General features: G+C 41.5%; 22 protein-coding genes. 7 read left to right on the top strand and 15 right to left on the bottom strand.

Annotated elements, in window-relative coordinates; genetic code table 11:
• Positions 1 to 8 precede the first annotated feature (8 nt).
• The 3 genes from FHS10_RS25070 to FHS10_RS25060 all read right to left on the bottom strand — a co-directional run bounded on the left by FHS10_RS25070 (position 9) and on the right by FHS10_RS25060 (position 2,212).
• Positions 9 to 221, bottom strand: a complete 213-nt coding sequence (locus FHS10_RS25070; protein WP_259096461.1) for a hypothetical protein — start codon at positions 219 to 221, stop codon at positions 9 to 11.
• Positions 222 to 293: 72 nt separating this feature from the next.
• Complete coding sequence (locus tag FHS10_RS25065; protein WP_259096459.1) at positions 294 to 950, bottom strand: hypothetical protein; 657 nt, start codon at positions 948 to 950, stop codon at positions 294 to 296.
• A 2-nt stretch (positions 951 to 952) separates the two neighbouring features.
• Positions 953 to 2,212, bottom strand: coding sequence for a metallophosphoesterase (locus tag FHS10_RS25060; protein WP_259096457.1), 1,260 nt, complete (start codon positions 2,210 to 2,212; stop codon positions 953 to 955).
• A gap of 597 nt (positions 2,213 to 2,809) precedes the next feature.
• Between FHS10_RS25060 and FHS10_RS25055 the strand changes: the two genes are divergently transcribed.
• Positions 2,810 to 3,010 carry a hypothetical protein gene (locus FHS10_RS25055; RefSeq protein WP_259096454.1) on the top strand — a complete coding sequence of 67 codons (201 nt, stop codon included), beginning with the start codon at positions 2,810 to 2,812 and terminating at the stop codon, positions 3,008 to 3,010.
• Positions 3,011 to 3,146: 136 nt separating this feature from the next.
• Here the strand turns inward: FHS10_RS25055 and FHS10_RS25050 are convergent, their stop codons facing one another.
• From FHS10_RS25050 to FHS10_RS25035, 4 genes are all read right to left on the bottom strand, one after another.
• Complete coding sequence (locus FHS10_RS25050; RefSeq protein WP_259096452.1) at positions 3,147 to 3,380, bottom strand: hypothetical protein; 234 nt, start codon at positions 3,378 to 3,380, stop codon at positions 3,147 to 3,149.
• 15 nt (positions 3,381 to 3,395) lie between these two features.
• Positions 3,396 to 3,542, bottom strand: a complete 147-nt coding sequence (locus tag FHS10_RS25045; RefSeq protein WP_259096449.1) for a hypothetical protein — start codon at positions 3,540 to 3,542, stop codon at positions 3,396 to 3,398.
• 456 nt (positions 3,543 to 3,998) lie between these two features.
• On the bottom strand, positions 3,999 to 4,628 hold the full coding sequence (locus FHS10_RS25040; RefSeq protein ID WP_259096447.1) for a Pr6Pr family membrane protein: 630 nt from the start codon (positions 4,626 to 4,628) through the stop codon (positions 3,999 to 4,001).
• Positions 4,629 to 4,639: 11 nt separating this feature from the next.
• Positions 4,640 to 5,239, bottom strand: coding sequence for a hypothetical protein (locus FHS10_RS25035; protein WP_259096444.1), 600 nt, complete (start codon positions 5,237 to 5,239; stop codon positions 4,640 to 4,642).
• 141 nt (positions 5,240 to 5,380) lie between these two features.
• On the opposite strand from FHS10_RS25035, the gene FHS10_RS25030 reads away from it, so the two are divergent.
• A complete protein-coding gene (locus FHS10_RS25030) occupies positions 5,381 to 5,632 on the top strand; it encodes a hypothetical protein (RefSeq protein WP_259096441.1) in 252 nt (83 codons plus the stop codon).
• Positions 5,633 to 5,705: 73 nt separating this feature from the next.
• Positions 5,706 to 6,203, top strand: coding sequence for a VOC family protein (locus FHS10_RS25025; RefSeq protein ID WP_259096439.1), 498 nt, complete (start codon positions 5,706 to 5,708; stop codon positions 6,201 to 6,203).
• 318 nt (positions 6,204 to 6,521) lie between these two features.
• Here FHS10_RS25025 and FHS10_RS25020 read toward each other — a convergent pair whose 3' ends face one another.
• From FHS10_RS25020 to FHS10_RS25010, 3 genes are all read right to left on the bottom strand, one after another.
• Positions 6,522 to 6,737, bottom strand: a complete 216-nt coding sequence (locus FHS10_RS25020) for a hypothetical protein (protein ID WP_259096436.1) — start codon at positions 6,735 to 6,737, stop codon at positions 6,522 to 6,524.
• A 107-nt stretch (positions 6,738 to 6,844) separates the two neighbouring features.
• Positions 6,845 to 7,255 (bottom strand): hypothetical protein, encoded by a 411-nt coding sequence (locus FHS10_RS25015; RefSeq protein WP_259096431.1) that lies wholly within the window; start codon positions 7,253 to 7,255, stop codon positions 6,845 to 6,847.
• Between the two features lie 25 nt (positions 7,256 to 7,280).
• Complete coding sequence (locus FHS10_RS25010) at positions 7,281 to 7,853, bottom strand: RNA polymerase sigma factor (RefSeq protein ID WP_259096429.1); 573 nt, start codon at positions 7,851 to 7,853, stop codon at positions 7,281 to 7,283.
• Positions 7,854 to 8,198: 345 nt separating this feature from the next.
• Between FHS10_RS25010 and FHS10_RS25005 the strand changes: the two genes are divergently transcribed.
• Entirely contained in the window at positions 8,199 to 11,054 is a 2,856-nt protein-coding gene (locus FHS10_RS25005) for a TolB family protein (protein WP_259096424.1), read from the top strand.
• A 45-nt stretch (positions 11,055 to 11,099) separates the two neighbouring features.
• On the opposite strand, the gene FHS10_RS25000 is transcribed toward FHS10_RS25005, so the two are convergent.
• Positions 11,100 to 12,107 carry an ABC transporter ATP-binding protein gene (locus tag FHS10_RS25000; RefSeq protein WP_259096422.1) on the bottom strand — a complete coding sequence of 336 codons (1,008 nt, stop codon included), beginning with the start codon at positions 12,105 to 12,107 and terminating at the stop codon, positions 11,100 to 11,102.
• A 171-nt stretch (positions 12,108 to 12,278) separates the two neighbouring features.
• Between FHS10_RS25000 and FHS10_RS24995 the strand changes: the two genes are divergently transcribed.
• The gene (locus FHS10_RS24995; protein WP_259096419.1) at positions 12,279 to 12,491 is read left to right on the top strand and encodes a hypothetical protein; all 213 of its coding nucleotides are present in this window, start codon (positions 12,279 to 12,281) and stop codon (positions 12,489 to 12,491) included.
• Between the two features lie 216 nt (positions 12,492 to 12,707).
• On the opposite strand, the gene FHS10_RS24990 is transcribed toward FHS10_RS24995, so the two are convergent.
• Complete coding sequence (locus FHS10_RS24990; RefSeq protein WP_259096417.1) at positions 12,708 to 13,958, bottom strand: DUF2130 domain-containing protein; 1,251 nt, start codon at positions 13,956 to 13,958, stop codon at positions 12,708 to 12,710.
• A gap of 112 nt (positions 13,959 to 14,070) precedes the next feature.
• Between FHS10_RS24990 and FHS10_RS24985 the strand changes: the two genes are divergently transcribed.
• A complete protein-coding gene (locus FHS10_RS24985) occupies positions 14,071 to 14,463 on the top strand; it encodes a hypothetical protein (protein ID WP_259096414.1) in 393 nt (130 codons plus the stop codon).
• Positions 14,464 to 14,657: 194 nt separating this feature from the next.
• Entirely contained in the window at positions 14,658 to 14,879 is a 222-nt protein-coding gene (locus FHS10_RS24980) for a hypothetical protein (protein WP_259096412.1), read from the top strand.
• Positions 14,880 to 14,948: 69 nt separating this feature from the next.
• Here FHS10_RS24980 and FHS10_RS24975 read toward each other — a convergent pair whose 3' ends face one another.
• The 3 genes from FHS10_RS24975 to FHS10_RS24965 form a co-directional block, all read right to left on the bottom strand.
• Positions 14,949 to 15,524, bottom strand: coding sequence for a YceI family protein (locus FHS10_RS24975; protein WP_259096409.1), 576 nt, complete (start codon positions 15,522 to 15,524; stop codon positions 14,949 to 14,951).
• A 282-nt stretch (positions 15,525 to 15,806) separates the two neighbouring features.
• Positions 15,807 to 15,974 carry a hypothetical protein gene (locus tag FHS10_RS24970; protein WP_259096406.1) on the bottom strand — a complete coding sequence of 56 codons (168 nt, stop codon included), beginning with the start codon at positions 15,972 to 15,974 and terminating at the stop codon, positions 15,807 to 15,809.
• 30 nt (positions 15,975 to 16,004) lie between these two features.
• Positions 16,005 to 17,108 (bottom strand): Gfo/Idh/MocA family protein, encoded by a 1,104-nt coding sequence (locus FHS10_RS24965; protein WP_259096404.1) that lies wholly within the window; start codon positions 17,106 to 17,108, stop codon positions 16,005 to 16,007.
• Positions 17,109 to 17,299 lie beyond the last annotated feature (191 nt).

The raw sequence follows: 17,299 nt of genomic DNA, 5'->3' as shown, positions 1-17,299 counted from the left end.
ATTCAGATTTAGATCCTGATGATCTTATCTTTCTTAAGCAGAGGCTGTTTACCGTTATCAGGCTTAGGGATGTTTTTTATAATGGTAATCAGGGTGCCTGCAATAAGCCCTGTTGCCGCTAAACCAAATTTAACAAATGGTTTCATTACTTCCCAGGTGTTTTGCACGGGCTGCACTTTGGGTTGATGATTTCCTATCTTTTTTACGTTGTTGCTTGCCATGTTGTTTCTGGTTAATGTATGTTGATTAATTATAGGTATAAAAACCCTGCCAGAAATCAGGGGCTTTAAATATCAACTAACCCAATCCAAATTACACAGTACCACAAACCATTTCCCTTTTTTCTTCTCCAGGAAAATATCATAACCTTGCGCCACCACCAGGCCGCCACGCTTTTCAAGGTAAGCGAAAGCCTTTGTTTTATCCGCATTGAAAAATACGGCCGACATCCTGAACATCCCCGCGTTAAATGAACCAGCCGGCAAAGTTTTTAATTGGTTGAAAAGCGTATATGTGTAACCGTAAGCAAAACCAAGGTTTTTCATTTGGAAAGTCCCTGCGGTTTCATGGATATCTACCTGGGGCGACCAGCTATCTACCACCATGTTTTTAACCATATCCTTATCACTGCGGTGTACATCTTTCGATTGTTTTTTAAGATAATCCTGAGGCAGCCTGATCAGCGTATCGCCTATAACCACAAATATTTTTGCGGTATCCAATTCGGTTGTTAGCCGCGCAATCTTTTCTGTTGCCGATGCCGGAAACTTGTATTTAATGAGATGAGCTTTATATACACTATCCGACGGCATGATGTAATTAAAGGCCAAAGTGCTGATCGTGGCCTCGTCAGATGAGACATACAATTTATTAACCGGCTTAGGTTTTGGCTGCTTGCAGGATGCAAACGCCAATAATAAACCGGTTAATACAACAAAGGATCTTTTCATTTTTAAGCTTGCAATTTTTTCTTCAGTTCAATCACCGTGATCTCGGGCCAGATGCCCAGCCTGCCGCTAAAGGCAAGGAAACCAAAACCGCGGTTTACATACAAATAGCGGTTTTTCTCGTTAGCTAAACCAGCCCAATCAAGGTACTTATATTTTACCGGGCTCCACCTAAAACCGGGGATCTCTACGCCAAATTGCGCACCGTGGGTATGGCCGGCTAAAGTAAGATTGATATTGGTTGGGTGATAACGCACATGATCTTCCCAATGGGTAGGATCATGAGATAGCAGCACTTTAAAAGCATCCTTAGGTACGCCCTGCAGGGCTTTATCCAAATCGCCTACCTGGATAAACCCCCGGCCCCAGTTTTGTACACCGATGAGCGAAATTTTTTGACCATCTTTTTCGATGGTTACGTTTTCATCCAGCAGCAACCGGTAGCCCAATGTTTTATGGTGTTGCTTTAGCTTATCAAGGTTGGCTGCTTTTTCCTGATCGCTGTTCCATTCTATATAATCGCCATAGTCGTGGTTCCCTAATATTGAAAATTGGCCGTAGGGTGCTTTTATCGACCCAAACTTTTCCAGGTAAGGCTCAATTTCAAATGCGGCGTTATTAACCAGGTCGCCGGTAAAAACAAACAGGTCGCTTTTTTGCGCTTTAGCCATATCGATGCCTTTTTGAACACCGGCCATACTATCAAAACTACCTGAATGAATATCAGAGATCTGGGTAATGGTAAAACCATCAAAAGCCTGGGGCAAATCGTCAAAGTAAAGCGTGGTGCGGTGCAGCCGGTAATCATACTTACCCTTAATCATCGCGTATAAAAAAGAACTGAACGGTATGGCGGCAGCTAAAACAGCAATTTCGCTGATGAATTTACGCCGGCCCGGAAACGCTTGCTTATTGTTTTTGCCGCTTACCAGGTTAAACAGACCAACAAAAAACCGACCGATATCACCCAAAAACAAAACGAGTATAAAGATTAGCTTAGTAATAAAAAACGTAAGAAATATACTCAGGATCCATTCATGGTAGGGCTGCATGCCATTGGCCGATCTGAAGGCACTAAAACCCAATAATAATAACGCTGTAACGCCCACCGAAACGATGAGATATCCCCACAAAACAATACATTGCCAACGCTTGGAAGACCAACCGGTGCTTAAGGTTTTTAACCCCGAAAAAACATACCAATCAAATAATAAACTGATAGCCGATATAATAAGAAAAACTTTGATAAGACCGCTGCCGTGCATATAAAGTAAGTATAGGTATGCAATATAATAAAATAGGTGTCAAATGTTTTGAAACGGCGGATAACCCCGAGAAATTGGTTTTAAGATTTTGCGCAAAAGAGGGTAGCTCCTATGGAGCAAAAGACATCCGAATGATTTTTTCTACAAATAGGGAGCCGCTATGCGGCAAAGTAATACCTAGTAAAACGATTCGGGATAGCTTCTATCTCTGGCGAGCTGAATGATAGGAGTTAATCAGATATAAGTTTGCCGCATAGCGGCTACCTATTTGTAGCAAATGTATTTCCGCTCGATGATGCCGCATAGCGGCTACCTGTTTTGCGCGTTGCAGAGTATTTGCCATTTGAAAATTAAGGTTGGTTTCAATCTGTATAGTTGGTTTAAGGGCTTTGTAAAAGATAGTAAAATTGAAAGGTTGTTAAACTTTGTTAAACCACTTCAGCTTCCATAATACAATCAAAACCTGCTGCGTTTAAGCCTTAGAAAACATGAAGGTTCAAAAAGTTAATCAAATGATTAACTTTTTGACTTTCGGCAAACATACCTTTAAAAGGAAACGCATATTTTTGAGATAACAATTTTAAACATCAACTACCCATGGCAATATTAACAATCCAAATTCCCGACAACGAGGTACCAACACTATCAACCATAGTGGAGCGTATAGCAGGCAGTATACTCAAAGTAAATGCCGACGAAGATATTTACACTAACGACTGTTTACAAAGAGAAGACGACATTTTTATAAAAGCAAAACTGGCAGCATCGGCCCCGTTTAACCATTTTTGGAACGACTAAATTAAGCTTAAAGCCAAAGGCAAAAAGCATAAAGCCATGAAATATTACGCAAAAAAATAGCGGTGAAGATAACTCCACCGCTATTTTTTTGCTTTTTGCTTTTTGCTTTATGCTTTATGCTTTTTGCTTTATGCTTTTATCTGATCACGGTACGTGTCACAACACGCCTGTGTGGCCGGTGATAAGCGTGCCTTACAACTACCGGCCTGCGGTGGTAATGGTGACGCACTACAACTGCCCGGCGAACCCGGTGGCGGTAATGGCGATGAACCGGTGCCCCAACCCGGGCTTTTACTACTACCTGTGCCTTGGCCCCTTCAAAGGTGAACAAAGCAACAATTGCGATCATTAATATTTTTACAGCTTTCATTTTTTATAATTAAAATTAGTTGTGGATCACTACGCGTTCATGCACACGTGTGGGTTCTTCATGGTGATGTCTTCTGCGTTCGCGGTATTCTGCCGAGCAACTTGTAAAGCCCATGGCTGCTAATATAAGCAGTGCTATTGAGCGGGAAATTTGAGTTTTCATAACAATTCAACTTTATGTTTTAAATAGATATACAGGTTAAACATCTATTAGTCCCCAAGGTTTAATTTACGGGACTTAGCGTTAATATTGTTACAAATGCTATCTCCGGATTGTTACTGTTTTTGCGAGGAACTGTCTAAAAATAAAAAAAGTAGATTGTTATCGCCTTTGGTAAGATTTTGGGTATCTGAAGGATAGCATGACATGAACAAGGCGCAGACGACTCACCCCGACGAGGCTACGCCCGTCTGCCCCTCTCTCCGACTGCGTCGCCTAGAGGAGGCTAAAAAGGTTTTTGTGTCCCCGGCCCTCTTTGCGGCTTTAGCCGGAGAGAGGGCGGTCCAGCGAAGCGTAGACCGGGTGAGTCGTAGCCAGCGTGCAAACGAATATGCCATGGGTAGAAGGAACAACGAAGCAATGGCAATTTTTAACTATAATATCTTTTCGTAATTGTTTTTAAACAGATTCTGAGGAAACCTTATTATTGATAAAAAAGAACAATAAGCCAAACGCCAAAAATGCAATCATCACAAAAAACGAATTGAGCAATACATGACCATAGCCCAGCTTATCAACGTTCATAAAAGGATAAGGGTACAAATGTTTAACCGCACCGCGTGCAAGCGTGTAAACTAAATAAACGAACGGAAACCATAACCAGGTTAAACCCTGCCGCCGGCTAAGCTTTTGTTTAGGTACAAAAAACAGCCAGAATATGATGAATAACAAAGGGTTTATGAGGTGCAATAGTTCGTTAGCTATTTTAAATAAGCCTTGCAATTGTTGCAGGTTGCGCAATACCAAATTGTAAACCAGCCCAACAATGGTAATATATAAGGTAACTGCGGCAATAACAGAACCACGTTTAAAAAAGTTAATAAAAGCAGGCCCGGGCTTTAGTAACACAATAACGAGCACTATAGCCGCAAGTATATTACTTAAAATGGTAAAGAAACTGAGCAGCTGAACCACAGCACCTAACGTACTAAAGCCGGTTTGCAGGTACACCGGTATAGAAATACTGAATTGCAAAACAATTGCAAACCAAAAAATTACGGTGGCAACGGCGGCGTAAGCTTTAAACATAGTTATCTGTTTTAACGTTTGTTCACACTATCTAACATGAAGTTAAGCGACTGTTTGTTTTTGCGCACACCCTCAATAACCCCGATATTGGTTTTTATAAATGATACCAGGGTATCAGTAGGCTCGCCTGTTCTAACCTGTTTGGCTGCTTTTACGTTACGGGTTAACGCCTGTACCGATCTGATAATTCCCCAGGGCAAACCCCACCAGCCTAACAACGCTGTTGTGTTGGTAGCACTTTGATTGGCATTTTGCAAACAGTTTGGGCAGGCTATCATCAATTTCTTTTTATACTGGGTAAGCAGGATAAAGCTTTTAACCGTGCTAACTATGGCCGCGTTTAAAGGTAAGGTTGTGCCGGTGCAAACAGGACAAGCCTGGCCGCGTATAAGCGATACATAACCATCAAACTCCAGGCTGCCGGTATCTATGAGCTGGGCATCAATGCCACTGGCAATATCCTCATCTAAACCACGGCTTTTTATCTCGGCTTTTAAAATCTCAAGCGCTTCGGGGCGCAGGCTGGCGGCTTCGGTAATAGCAAGACTTGTAAGCTTATCATCGGATAGATTCTTGTAGGTTACTTTTAGTTGTTCAATATCAGGTTGCATGTTATAAATGTAATAAAAGAAATTAATATGAGGCAGAAGCAACTAATAAGCCCCACGCTATCGTAATAAATGAATAAAATGGTTTCGTTCTAAATAAATTTATTGTTTTAAATTAACTCAAACAGCAACCTGGAGGTCAACATGAACGTACAAATACCAGCTATGAGGGGTTACGTTAATATACCAAGAACGATATATTGCAAGTTTTGTAAGATATGTGGGGCACGGCCGGTTATTGAGCCGGCGGCAGATGGGCTTTATGTGGTTAAGTGTCCTAACGATGACGGCCACTACCAAACCCGGTCGGGTTTAATAGATATTGATGACTGGAACCGGAATAACACGGTGAATTTTGTTTCCGATCATGATTTAAACCAGCAGGTATCCTATTAGGTAATATTTCTGTGGATATCCTCTTAGTGTTATATAAACACATATATTTAAGTTTTAAAACCAAAAACTTAAAATGAGCTTTTTATTTACCCAAAACACCTATAAGCCAGGTAAACTTAAACTTGTGCTATTAATTGCCGCTTTTTTGTTGCCTGCACTTAGCTTCGCGCAATCGGGCAGTAACGCTGCACCCGTGGTTGATCATATTGCCATTTGCGTAAAAAATCTTAAAAAGAGCGTTGCTTTTTATACCGATGTAATGCACCTTGAAAAAGTAGGCAACCCGTTTGGCGATACCGTGCACCAATGGTATAACTTAGGCAATCATATTAAACTGCATGCCATACAAGGCACCTGCTCAGATACGCATATTAAAGCCGAGCATTTATGTTTTACGGTAGGATCTGTAAAAGAATTTGCCAAAACGCTTGATAAACTGAACATCCCTTACGGCAATTGGAATGGCGATAGTAAAGAACCAACCTTACGGAAAGATGGAGTGTTGCAATTGTATTTTCAGGATCCGGATGGTTACTGGATAGAGATCAACAGCCCGGCTCCTAAAAAGTGATTGTTGTAGGGGGACACTTGGCAGGCGTTTAAACTAAAAAATCGTCATTGCGAGTTGTAAAATTTCGCGAAATTCTGAAGGTGGAATGACAACATAAAGCTATGTCATTGCGAGGAACGAAGCAATCGCGAACTATGCAGATCCGCCCTGTAGAGCATGCGATTGCTTCGTGCCTCGCAATGACATGGTGGACTTGTCATGGGTAGGAGGAACGACGAAGCAATGACGGTGACGAGGGTGTTGCTTGAAAAAATATATACTGACAATCAGTGTTTTAAAACAATGTCATTATAGTAAGCAACGACGATCTTTTTAATGTCAGTATTCCAGCTCCTGGCAATGAATGCCGGCATTTATCAACAGCCATTCGATGTACCGCGGCGACAGGCCATTAGCCTCGATACGCAGTATGTTATCGCAATCTTCCAAATCAAAATTCCATTGAAATATTGAGGGGACCTTGGTAAGCAGGGTGGTTACCTTATTTACCTGTCTTTTTTCCTTAACACTTGTTGTAAATACCAGTATATCCATAGTAGTGAGTTGTCAGTAGTGAGTTTCAAGTAGTAAGTTTTAAGTAGTAGGTAGTGGATGGTGAGTTCTTACCAATTGATGAAAACTCACCACTCACTACTGACCACTTAAGACACTTTTTCTTCCTGATCGGCAGCAAAATCCTCCCATGGCTTGTAGCCAAATCTTCCGCCACGGCCACGGCCTCCCCAATCGCACATACGGTCTTTCATTTTTGCTTTAAAATGTTCTTTTTCTTCAGGGCTCATATTCCTGAAACGCTCTTCCATGCGTTTGCGCATCCAGGGTGCGCCTTGTTGTGCCCAGCCTGGCTTACCACCGCCTTTGCCAAAGCCAAACAATATTTTACACAGAATGAATATGCCCATAGCCTGCCAAAAAGTGATGGCACTAACGTGTAATATTGCGGGTAATAAATTGTTCCATAACTGCATCACCACAAAACTGATGAGCGACAGGAAGGCGGCTACCGCGAAGGGTATAAATATGAACCGTCCTTTATAAAATGCTCTTTTCATTGTCTTTTTAATCTTTTAAATTTTTTTAATATTCTGTTATTTCCAGGTATAACTGTTTAAGCCTTTTGCGCAGGTGCAACACTGCGTACCGCTTACGCGATACCAGGGTGTTAATGTTTTGCCCTGTTCGTTTAGCAATTTCCTCAAAGGGCACATCTTCCAATTCCTGCCATATAAAAACCTGTTTTTGTTCTTCGGGCAGTTCGTCAAGCGCTAAAAATAATTCCTCCCAAAACAGGTTGCGCAAGTATTCGGTTTCGGGGGTACTGGTTTCGGCAAACATGATGCTTCTGAAATCGGTAGCATCATCTTCATCCTCATCGGTAGTAAGCATATCATCCAACAGGGTTTCTGTTTTCTTTTTATGCTTATCGGTTATTTTATTGCGGGCTACCCGATACAGCCACGCGCTTGTTTGTTCAATAGGTTCTGAATTGATAACCGAACTAAACTGGTACCACACATCCTGCAGAATGTCTTCGGCATCGGCGTCATTGTTTACCCTCCGGCGAATAAAACTCAACAGGCTTTTGCCATACTCTTTTATGGTATGTATAATGTGCTTGTTTTTGTCTTCGGGCATTACGGCGGTTATCACTTTTTACTTCTTTAAAGATAAAGACGATTAGCGATTGAAAACATTTTAAATTATTTGAAAAAAGATTTTAGGATAAAGGACTGTTAGACAAAGGAGCAAGGACGAAAAGTAGATGGGAAATGAACTTCCTCTCCTGCTGTTGCGATTTTGTTGCGGTTTACAAATAGTGATAAAATTATAATTAATTGAAAATTAAATAGATGTAGTTTTTAAAAGGTTCACACTGTTGCGCAACGCAACAGTTTTTGGATAGCAGATATTTTGTACTCGCCACTCCTTTAGCGCGGGCCGGGGTGAGGCTGGGCTATTGTTTAAATTACAAAATGTGCTTACTTTCAACCCTGAATGATAAACTGCCCATCTGCCCGCAATATTTTACCCCGGCTATTGCTCCCGTTACTGCTTGTGGCTGCAAGTGTTGTCAACGCGCAGGAGTTTGGCGGTAATCCGCCATCTATCAAATGGAAACAAATAAATACGCCCGCGGCCAAAGTTATTTTCCCTGCGGGGATGGATTCGGCTGGAATGAGTGTGGCCAATATCGTGCAGCAGATGAATGGGCTTATCAAACCTACCATTGGCAATAAGCAAAAACAGATCAGCATTGTATTGCAAAACCAAACCACTATAGCCAATGCCTACGTAGGTTTGGCCCCTTTCCGCAGCGAGTTTTTTTTAACACCCGAACAAAATAGTTTTGATATAGGCAGCCTGCCCTGGCAGCAGCAATTGGCTATTCACGAGTTTAGGCATGTGCAGCAGTACAATAATTTCAACGTAGGTTTCTCGCACTTTATGCGCATCATTTTTGGCGAGGGGGGGCAGGCTTTTGCCAATGATCTATCAGTGCCCAATTGGTTTTTTGAGGGTGATGCCGTATTTAACGAAACTCATGTGAGTGAGCAGGGGCGTGGCCGCCTACCCTATTTTTACAACGGCTACCGGGCATTGTGGGCTGCCAATAAAGATTACAGCTACATGAAGCTGCGCAACGGATCGTACCGCGATTATGTGCCCGATCATTATCCCTTAGGTTATATGCTGGTATCGTACGGGCGTGATAAATATGGCGATGATATCTGGCGGAAAATAACGCATGATGCCGCAGGCTTTTATACCGGTTTTTATCCATTTCAAAACGCGGTAAAAAAATATACAGGTACCAGTTTTAAAGCGTTTACCAACCTGGCATTTGATCATTTTAAAAGCCAATTTGCCGATGATCTACAAAACGCATCTACAGCCAAAGGCGCTAAAATGCCCAAACATTTTGATGCTGACAGGGAATATCCTGCTTTTGTGGACGATAGTACACTCATTTACATGAAGAGCAGCTATGATCATGTGCCTGCATTCACCATTAAAACCGGCAATACCGAGCGGAAGCTTAGCACCCGGTCGTACTCTTTAGATAATTACTTTGATTACCATGATGGTAACATTGTTTATGCCAGTTACCGTCCGGATCTGCGCTGGGGCTACCGCGATTACAGCGAGCTGATGCTGTTGGATGTTAAAACCGGCCAGGAGCATCGCATCACCCAAAAAGCAAAATACTTTTCGCCTGCTTTTAGTGCCGATGGTAAAAGTATAGTAGCGGTGCAGGTTGGTCCGTCTGGCAAAAGCGACCTGCATATCCTCAACCTGGATGGCAAGCTTTTAAAAACGGTGCCCAATCAGCATAAATTATTTTTTACTTACCCTAAGTTTTACGGCGATAACGAGTTGCTAACCGCTGTACGCAATCCGGAGGGTAAAATGACGTTGGCGCTCATTAATATAGCTACCGGCGAACCCAAGTACCTGCTGCCCTTTACTTATAAACCTATTGGTTTTACAGCCTTAAAAGGCGATACTGTTTATTTTACCTCCACCGCAGGCAAGCAGGACAGGCTGTTTGCGTTGATGATCAATACCAACATTTTTTTTGAATTACTGCCAACCGGGGATGATGTCAGCATAGGCAGCTATCAGCCCGCTTTAAGCGATCATAAAATGGCCTGGGTAGGTTTTACTGCCGATGGCTACAGCATAACCCAAGCCGATAAAAAAGATTTGAAATGGGTAGATGCTACTGATGTATATACCAATACCAAACTCCCGCTTTTAGGGATCAGCGCCATTGGTAAAGATTCATCGGCAGCCATATTGGGTGGTATAGCTGATAAGCCGCTGCCGGTTAGCAATTATTCAAAAGCGCATGGGTTATTTAACTTCCATAGCCTGATCCCCAACATCAGCGACCCTAATTATTCGTTTGCCATCACCGGCGAGAACGTGCTGAACACTTTTCAGTCCGAGATCTCCTTTAATTATAACAGTAACGAGGGCTATAAAGAGTTTGGCTTTGAAGGCGTTTACGGTGCGTTGTTCCCGTACCTATCTGCCGGTGCTGATTATACTTTAGACAGGCGCGGTTTTACCAAAGGCAATTTTGTGTACTGGAACGAAACCCAGCTGCATGCCGGCCTGGAAGTACCATTGGTATTATCGCAAGGGAAAAACTTTACCGGCTTAACCTTTGGCAGCGACCTGTATTTTAACAGTACCAATTTTCAGCAACCATACGTTACCCAGTTTGCAGACAAGCGGTACACGTACCTTAATAACTACATCTCGTTCAGCAACCAAACCCAGCGGGCAAAAAAGAACATTTATGCACCTTTTGCGCAAAGCATCAGCCTCAATTATAAAACCGCGGTTGCGGGTACCAATGCTACCCAGTTTTTAGCATCGGGGAATTTTTATTTCCCGGGTTTAGTAACCAACCACAGTTTTGTCATCAACCTGGCGCACCAGCAAAAAAGTAAGGATAATGTGATCAGCTACTCCAACGATTTTCCTTTCAGCAAAGGCTATACCGCCGAAAACCTGGATGTGATGAATAAAATAGGCCTTGCATATCACTTCCCTATTGCTTATCCCGATGGCGGATTTGGCAACCTGTTTTATCTGTTACGGTTGCGCGGCGCATTGTTTTTTGATTATACCCATGCTAAAGAGGATAACCTGTTAATCAACGGCAAAAACTTTAACCAAAACTTCCGCTCGGCGGGGGGCACCTTATATTTCGATACCAAATTCTTTAACCAAAACAGTATCTCCTTTGGCATCAGGTACAGCAGGTTGTTAGATGAAGATATTTTTGGGGGAACAGGGCGAAATAGGATAGAGTTGGTGTTACCTGTTACGTTTTTTTAGAGTGAAAACCAAACAAAAGCGGGGTTACATACAATGCCCGGTGGGCTAATTTTCCCATTTCCCAAACTCAAAGTATTTGGTTATTTTGATACTTACCTGGCTGCCGGTTTTGTATTTACCACGTTTATAATTCATTACACGCAAAGTAACGCCTTCGCGCTCAATGATTAATTCCTCATAAAAGCCTTTAAACAATACCATTTTAACAAACCACTTTTTCCCAAAAGATACTATCCGAATGTTTTCGGCATAAATAACTACGATGCCGCGCCTGCTTTTAATACCGCAAATTTTAGCCTGGTATGATGTTATTTTACTGCCGCTGGCCAATATTTGCGAAGTATATAGCAGATTTGGCGAATGATATAACACATCCGGCGAACCATTCTCAACTATCTCCCCTTCTTTAATTACAATGAGCTCATCGGCCATGGATAGAATTTCGGCCGGGTCATGAGAAACCAGCACTACCGTTGTTTTCCACTCCCGTACTATCTGCCTGATATCGTGTTGCAGGGCTTCACGATAAAATGCATCTACCTGGTTAAAGGGCTCATCCAATAACAATACCTGGGGTCTGCTAATGAGGGCCTTTGCTATGGTAACCCTTTGCTTTTCGCCACCACTTAATTTACCAAAAGGATAATCTTTTAGCGGATAGATATTGAGCATGTTAAGCGCTTCGGTAACTCTTTTTATCTCATGGCTCAGGTCTTCTGGCGGTAACCCATCCCGTATGGTTTCCCAAACGGTCGAATCCGGGTTCATATCTATGCCGTTTTGGGTTACCATCCGCATTACCTGGTGGGCATGCTGTATCCCGTGGTCGCGACTTAAAACCTGTTCTTCTTTAAAAAAAACCTCGCCATGATCAGGCTGGATAGTGCCATATAATAAGTTGAGCAAAGTAGTTTTACCGCTGCCGCTTTCGCCAACTATAGCAGTAATCTTTCCTTTGGGTACAAATATGGTAATGTTGTTTACACCTGTTGATTTATCGCCAAAGAAATTTTTGGTAACGGATATGGTTTCCAGTATCAGGTCGTCTTTCATTCCAGGTGTCTTTATTACTAATTAAGCTTTAATGCAGCTAATTTACCTGCTCCTTAATCAGGTACCTAAGCTATAAAAACTTTAGTATCCAAAAAAGGCCGTCCTTGTATTTTATGCAAAAGCAAACAAATAACCACTATTGGTTATTCATATAATATCTAAAAAACAACCATGAACAAAACCATTGGCATTTTATTAATTATTGTGGGTGCAATTATGATTATCTGGACTGGCTTTACTTATACCAAAAAAGAAAAGATCATCGATGCCGGCCCCATCCACTTATCGGCCGACAGGCAAAAAACGGTAAACTGGCCACCCTACCTGGGCGGCGTATTAATTATTGGCGGCATAGCGGTGGTTGCGCTGTCAAAAAACAAATAAGCAATTACTTTTTGTCTTATACAATACTATCTGCTATGAAATAGGTAAACTTACAGTATCCGCTTGATGATGATGAAAGCCCTAAAGATGAAACATACAACTTTTAGGTAAAAGAGTGCTATCCGGCGACTCAAATAATACTGCGACAACTCAAACAATAAAGCCCTGGTAAAAATTCCGGCAAATTCATCAAGGTTATTTAGTTAAATCAAATACCTACTCCAACAGCAAAGTATCCTCATCATCGGTAAGGCTAAGCTGAATGCTGTCGGCACCGGCAATACCTTCAATGCTGCCTTTAATATGTGCCGCATTTAGCAATACTTTATCCAACTGCTTTTCGCGTGATTTCCACATTTTTTCCATGGCATCACGTTCCTTTTGTATAGACAGGCGCATACTCATGTAACCCTCCCGAATGGCTTTCCATTGTTCAGAAAACTCGCTGCTGGTTAGGTAGTCATACAACAAGTGCATTTTATCACCCTTATTATCCTGGGCTTTTACCAGGTTTGATAATTTGATCACCCCATCGCGCAATATATAGGATACCGCCTTTACCTCATCAAAACTACAGATCCATACCCCATCCTTTTCGCCAAAGCAATCCATCCCTTTAGGGTAGCATTGGGTTACTATAACCGCAACATCAACACCAATGCTGCGCATGTCTTTTTTAAGTTTGTCAATCCAGTCGGCACCAAAAGTAGCGGTGCGCTTACTTTCGTAAATAATGCGGCCACACTCCTGCCCAAACTGGTTTCGCACAGTTTGAATACAATCGGCACCACGCACACCTTTACCTACTTCACTAATCAAATCAAAGGGGAAATAATTGCGGAGCAGTTCTTCCAATATTAATTCCTGCGCTTCGCCTTGTAGCTGCATGCTGCCCTGCTCGGCCTTGCGTTTCATTTCTTCGGCCAGCTTTTTCTGATCGTCAAGCTGCTTTTCAAGCTCCTTTACCTTTAGTTGATATTCGGTATCCTTTATACTATGGCGTTCGGCTTCCTGCTTGCGGATCTGTTCGCCCAGTTCATTACGCTGTTCCTGTAATTTGCGTTGCAGCGATAGCTCCATTTCCTCTTCCTTTTGCTGCAACTGTTTTTCGCGTTGTAAATACTCCAGTTCTTTTTGGCGCGATAATTTTAACTTCTCCTCTGTTTCTATAGCCGAATTTTTAAGCATCAGCACCTGGTTTTCATAATCCTGGCTGATAGATTTACGCAAATCGCCTTCCAATACAAGCTGTAACTGTTTCTTTTCGGAGTTAAGTCGTTGTTCAAATTCGTTTTTTTGCTGCCGTTCTTTAGCCAAAAACTCTTCGTCCTTTTTGCGGTACTCCTCCTCTTTTTGGCGGGTATAGTCCTGCATTTTAACCCGGAGCTCTTTTTTATACTCCTCGGCCATTACCTCTTCTATCGGAAACCCAAAACCACAACTGGGGCACTTAACTTCTGTAGCCATAATTTGTAATACGAAACACATTTTCGCACATCAAATATAAGGATTATACTACGCTGTCGTTAATGGAATGATAGCTATTGCAGTTATCAATTATTAATCTTACATTACAGCAATGCAAATTTTACAAATTGGTAAGGTTTTCTGGAGCTTCGATTATGAAATTGCCGCTCTTACTTTGGTAGACGAAGCCGGTGCCCTGTTTTCACATACCCCTCCGCCCCACCACCGTGAGGGTGAAATTATACTGACCAATAACAGCCTTGTTATTGATGGTTATAACTATCTCAATATCCCGCTAAATAAGCTTGAACAAGCATATTTGGGCTTTGATGAAATTTACAAAAGATCCCTGGTACGCAACAATGGCATGTTTTGGCAACCGCTAAGATTGCGCTATAAAGAAGGCGACGATACCAACGTGATTTATCTGATAATTGATCACCGCTTTTTCGGCACTAAAAACCAGCTTTGGTTTGATACGTTGAAGCAAATGTTATCTGACTAAACGTCGGTTAATTCTTCTATCAACTTGCGTAAAACAATGAGGGTAATATACCATCTTCATGGTATTTTTTATTTCGGGTAAATTGGGCATATTTACATCAGCAAGCCATCACTAATTTTATCTTAATTTTACAACCCAATCGTCAATCGTTTATCCTCCGGTGACGGCTTACATGATAATTAACTTTTACGTGTATGAAAAAACTTGGACTTTTAAGATTATTTGTCTGCCTGCCGCTCATCGCACTCATTATCCCCAACATTACCGAATCGTTGATGAACCCTAATTACGAGGTACCATTAATACATGTTATTGCAGGTGCTGCTTTAATAGCCATAATTGGTATTTGCACAGTACTTATTTACTACTTACAAAAACAAAGCCTCAAAGTACAATACCAGCGCAATAAAAATTAACAGTTAAAAACAAACGGCGCACCTGTTAAAGGGCGCGCCGTTTTGTTAATTAATAGGTGTTATTAAAAATTATTTCGCTTTAGCAAACTCGCCGTTAGCTTTAATGGTTACTTCGTCGCTTAAAGTAGCAGAACCGAATTTTGTACCGAAGTTAAAATCAGAACGTTTGATAGTACCTGTTAACTGAAAACCAGCGTCATCGCCTTTGGTCATTTGGTTAACAATAGTACCACGGTACCATAAATCAAAAGTAACTGGTTTTGTAACGCCAGCTAAGGTAAGGTTACCGGTAAGAGCATAATGTTTATCAGATGTTTTTGAAATGCCAGTGCTTGTAAAAGTAAGAGTTGGATATTTTGCAACATTGAAGAAATCTTCGCTTGAAAGGTGTTTGTCGCGGTAATCGTTATCAGTACTTACAGTAGCAGTTTGTACAGTAAAAGAAACTTTAGCGTCGCTAAAATCTGGTTTAGCAGCAACTATAGTTGCATCAACACTTTTAAAAGTACCATCAACATCATTGATCAATAAGTGAGTTACTGTAAACTTAACGTTTGAGTGGTTTTTGTCGGCAGTCCAGGTAGTTTGTGCCGATGCTGCAGTGTACAAAAATGCTGAAGCCAACAGGATTAAAATCTTTTTCATTTTGTTTAATTTTTTTTGAGATTGTTTTTTTCTATGCCCCAAAAGTAGGTAAAGAAATGATACTTCCTAAAAACAAATGTTTAAACATCTTTTTTATTGAAATACGATGACAAATCACGACTAATTTAGTGGGAGTTATTGGTTTTAACGTCAAGAAATTGGGCTAATCTCGCTGTTTTAGGCATATTGGAATTGTATTTTTCTCAGCAAAATGCCCCTTCCAGGTACTTCATCACAGACATGAACATCAATTACATTTAATGACTGATAATCCGACATTATTTATTTGGTGTTCTTTAATTGCAATTTGACTGACTGCTCTTTTACGGGCTCGGGAGCAATTATACCGGCACTTATTAAAAAGGCGAGTGCCGTTTCCCTTGACACATTTGCTTTAGAAGTAGCAGCTCTTATTGCGGCAATTTGTTCTTCAATGCTTTTTGTTGTCATAATACAAATATAATTATTTCCCACCTATAGTTACCCTATCGTTTCCCATTTACCAGAATCAAGGCTGCGGTAAATAGCATCCACCACCCTCATATCTTTCAGCCCTTCTTCACCGGGTACCCTACTTTGAACATTACGGGTAACGCAGGTAGCAAAATCATCCATCTGGGCAGCCTGCTGTACTATTTGTGGATAGTTCATGGGTTTACCATTAACTAAACCATCAATTCCGCCATAACCATAAGCAGGCTCTAATTGAAAACTACCTTTTTCGGCCTGTACCTTTAAATAACCCCAATCATGGTTATAGCTCGATTTACCGTTAACTTTTTGCCCGCCGGGGAATTTAAGTTCCCAGTAAACGGTTTCGTCGACCTCTTTAAAAAAGTCGGGTCGGGTTTTCTCCTGGGTAGCTTTTACGGCTATCGGCTCCTGCCCTAAAGTGTAACGGGAACCTTGTATAGAGTAGATGCCCATGTCCATCAGTCCGCCACCACCTGCCATGGCTTTTTTAAGCCGCCAGGCGTTGGGATCGCCGTTGTAGGTAAACCCATTACCTGTATCAATACTGGTTACCTTACCAAATACCTGTTTTTGGCCCAGACGCATCAGTTCAACAGTATGCGGTTCAAAATGCAGGCGATAACCTATCGATAATAAGCGGTTTGCTTTTTTACAAGCCGCTATTATTTCTTCGCAATCCCTGGCATTAAGCGCCATTGGTTTTTCGCAAATTACATGCTTTCCCGCTTTTGCGGCCCTTATGGTATACTCCTTATGCATAAATACAGGGAGCACCACGTACACTATATCTATGTCCGGATTTTTAGCTATCTCATCAAAGTTTTGATAGTTATAAATATTTTTTTCGGGGATATTATATTTCTTTGCCCAGTCAACAGCTTTTGCAGGTGTGCCGGTAACAATACCAGCCAGGTAGCAGTTGTTAGTTTTCTGTAGTGCCGGTGCTAATTGCCCACTACTGTAATATCCTAAACCAACCAGCGCAATTCCTAACTTTTTTGCAGGTTTGGCCAATGCCAGGTTTACCAATGCCGGCGATAGCGCCAAAGTACCAAAACCTAAAGAAGCATTACGTATAAATTTTCTACGGGATGTATTTTGTGTAGCCATTGGTTTAACAGGTTTGATGAGGTTATTACTTTATAAAAATACAAGATAACAAGGAATATGTTTAATGAATTTTTAACCAAACCAACATCAATTATTACGAGGCCGTATCATAATTCAAATGATGCGGCCTCTATGTTTGCAACGTATTGGCTCCATGTTTATCTGTTTTCGTTGAATTTCTCAGCAAGGAG

This window comes from Mucilaginibacter dorajii (genome assembly GCF_024808255.1).
In the GTDB taxonomy this organism is placed as follows: domain Bacteria; phylum Bacteroidota; class Bacteroidia; order Sphingobacteriales; family Sphingobacteriaceae; genus Mucilaginibacter; species Mucilaginibacter dorajii.
The sequence above is the reverse complement of the archived record's forward strand: the minus strand, read 5'-3'. Positions and strand labels throughout refer to the sequence as shown.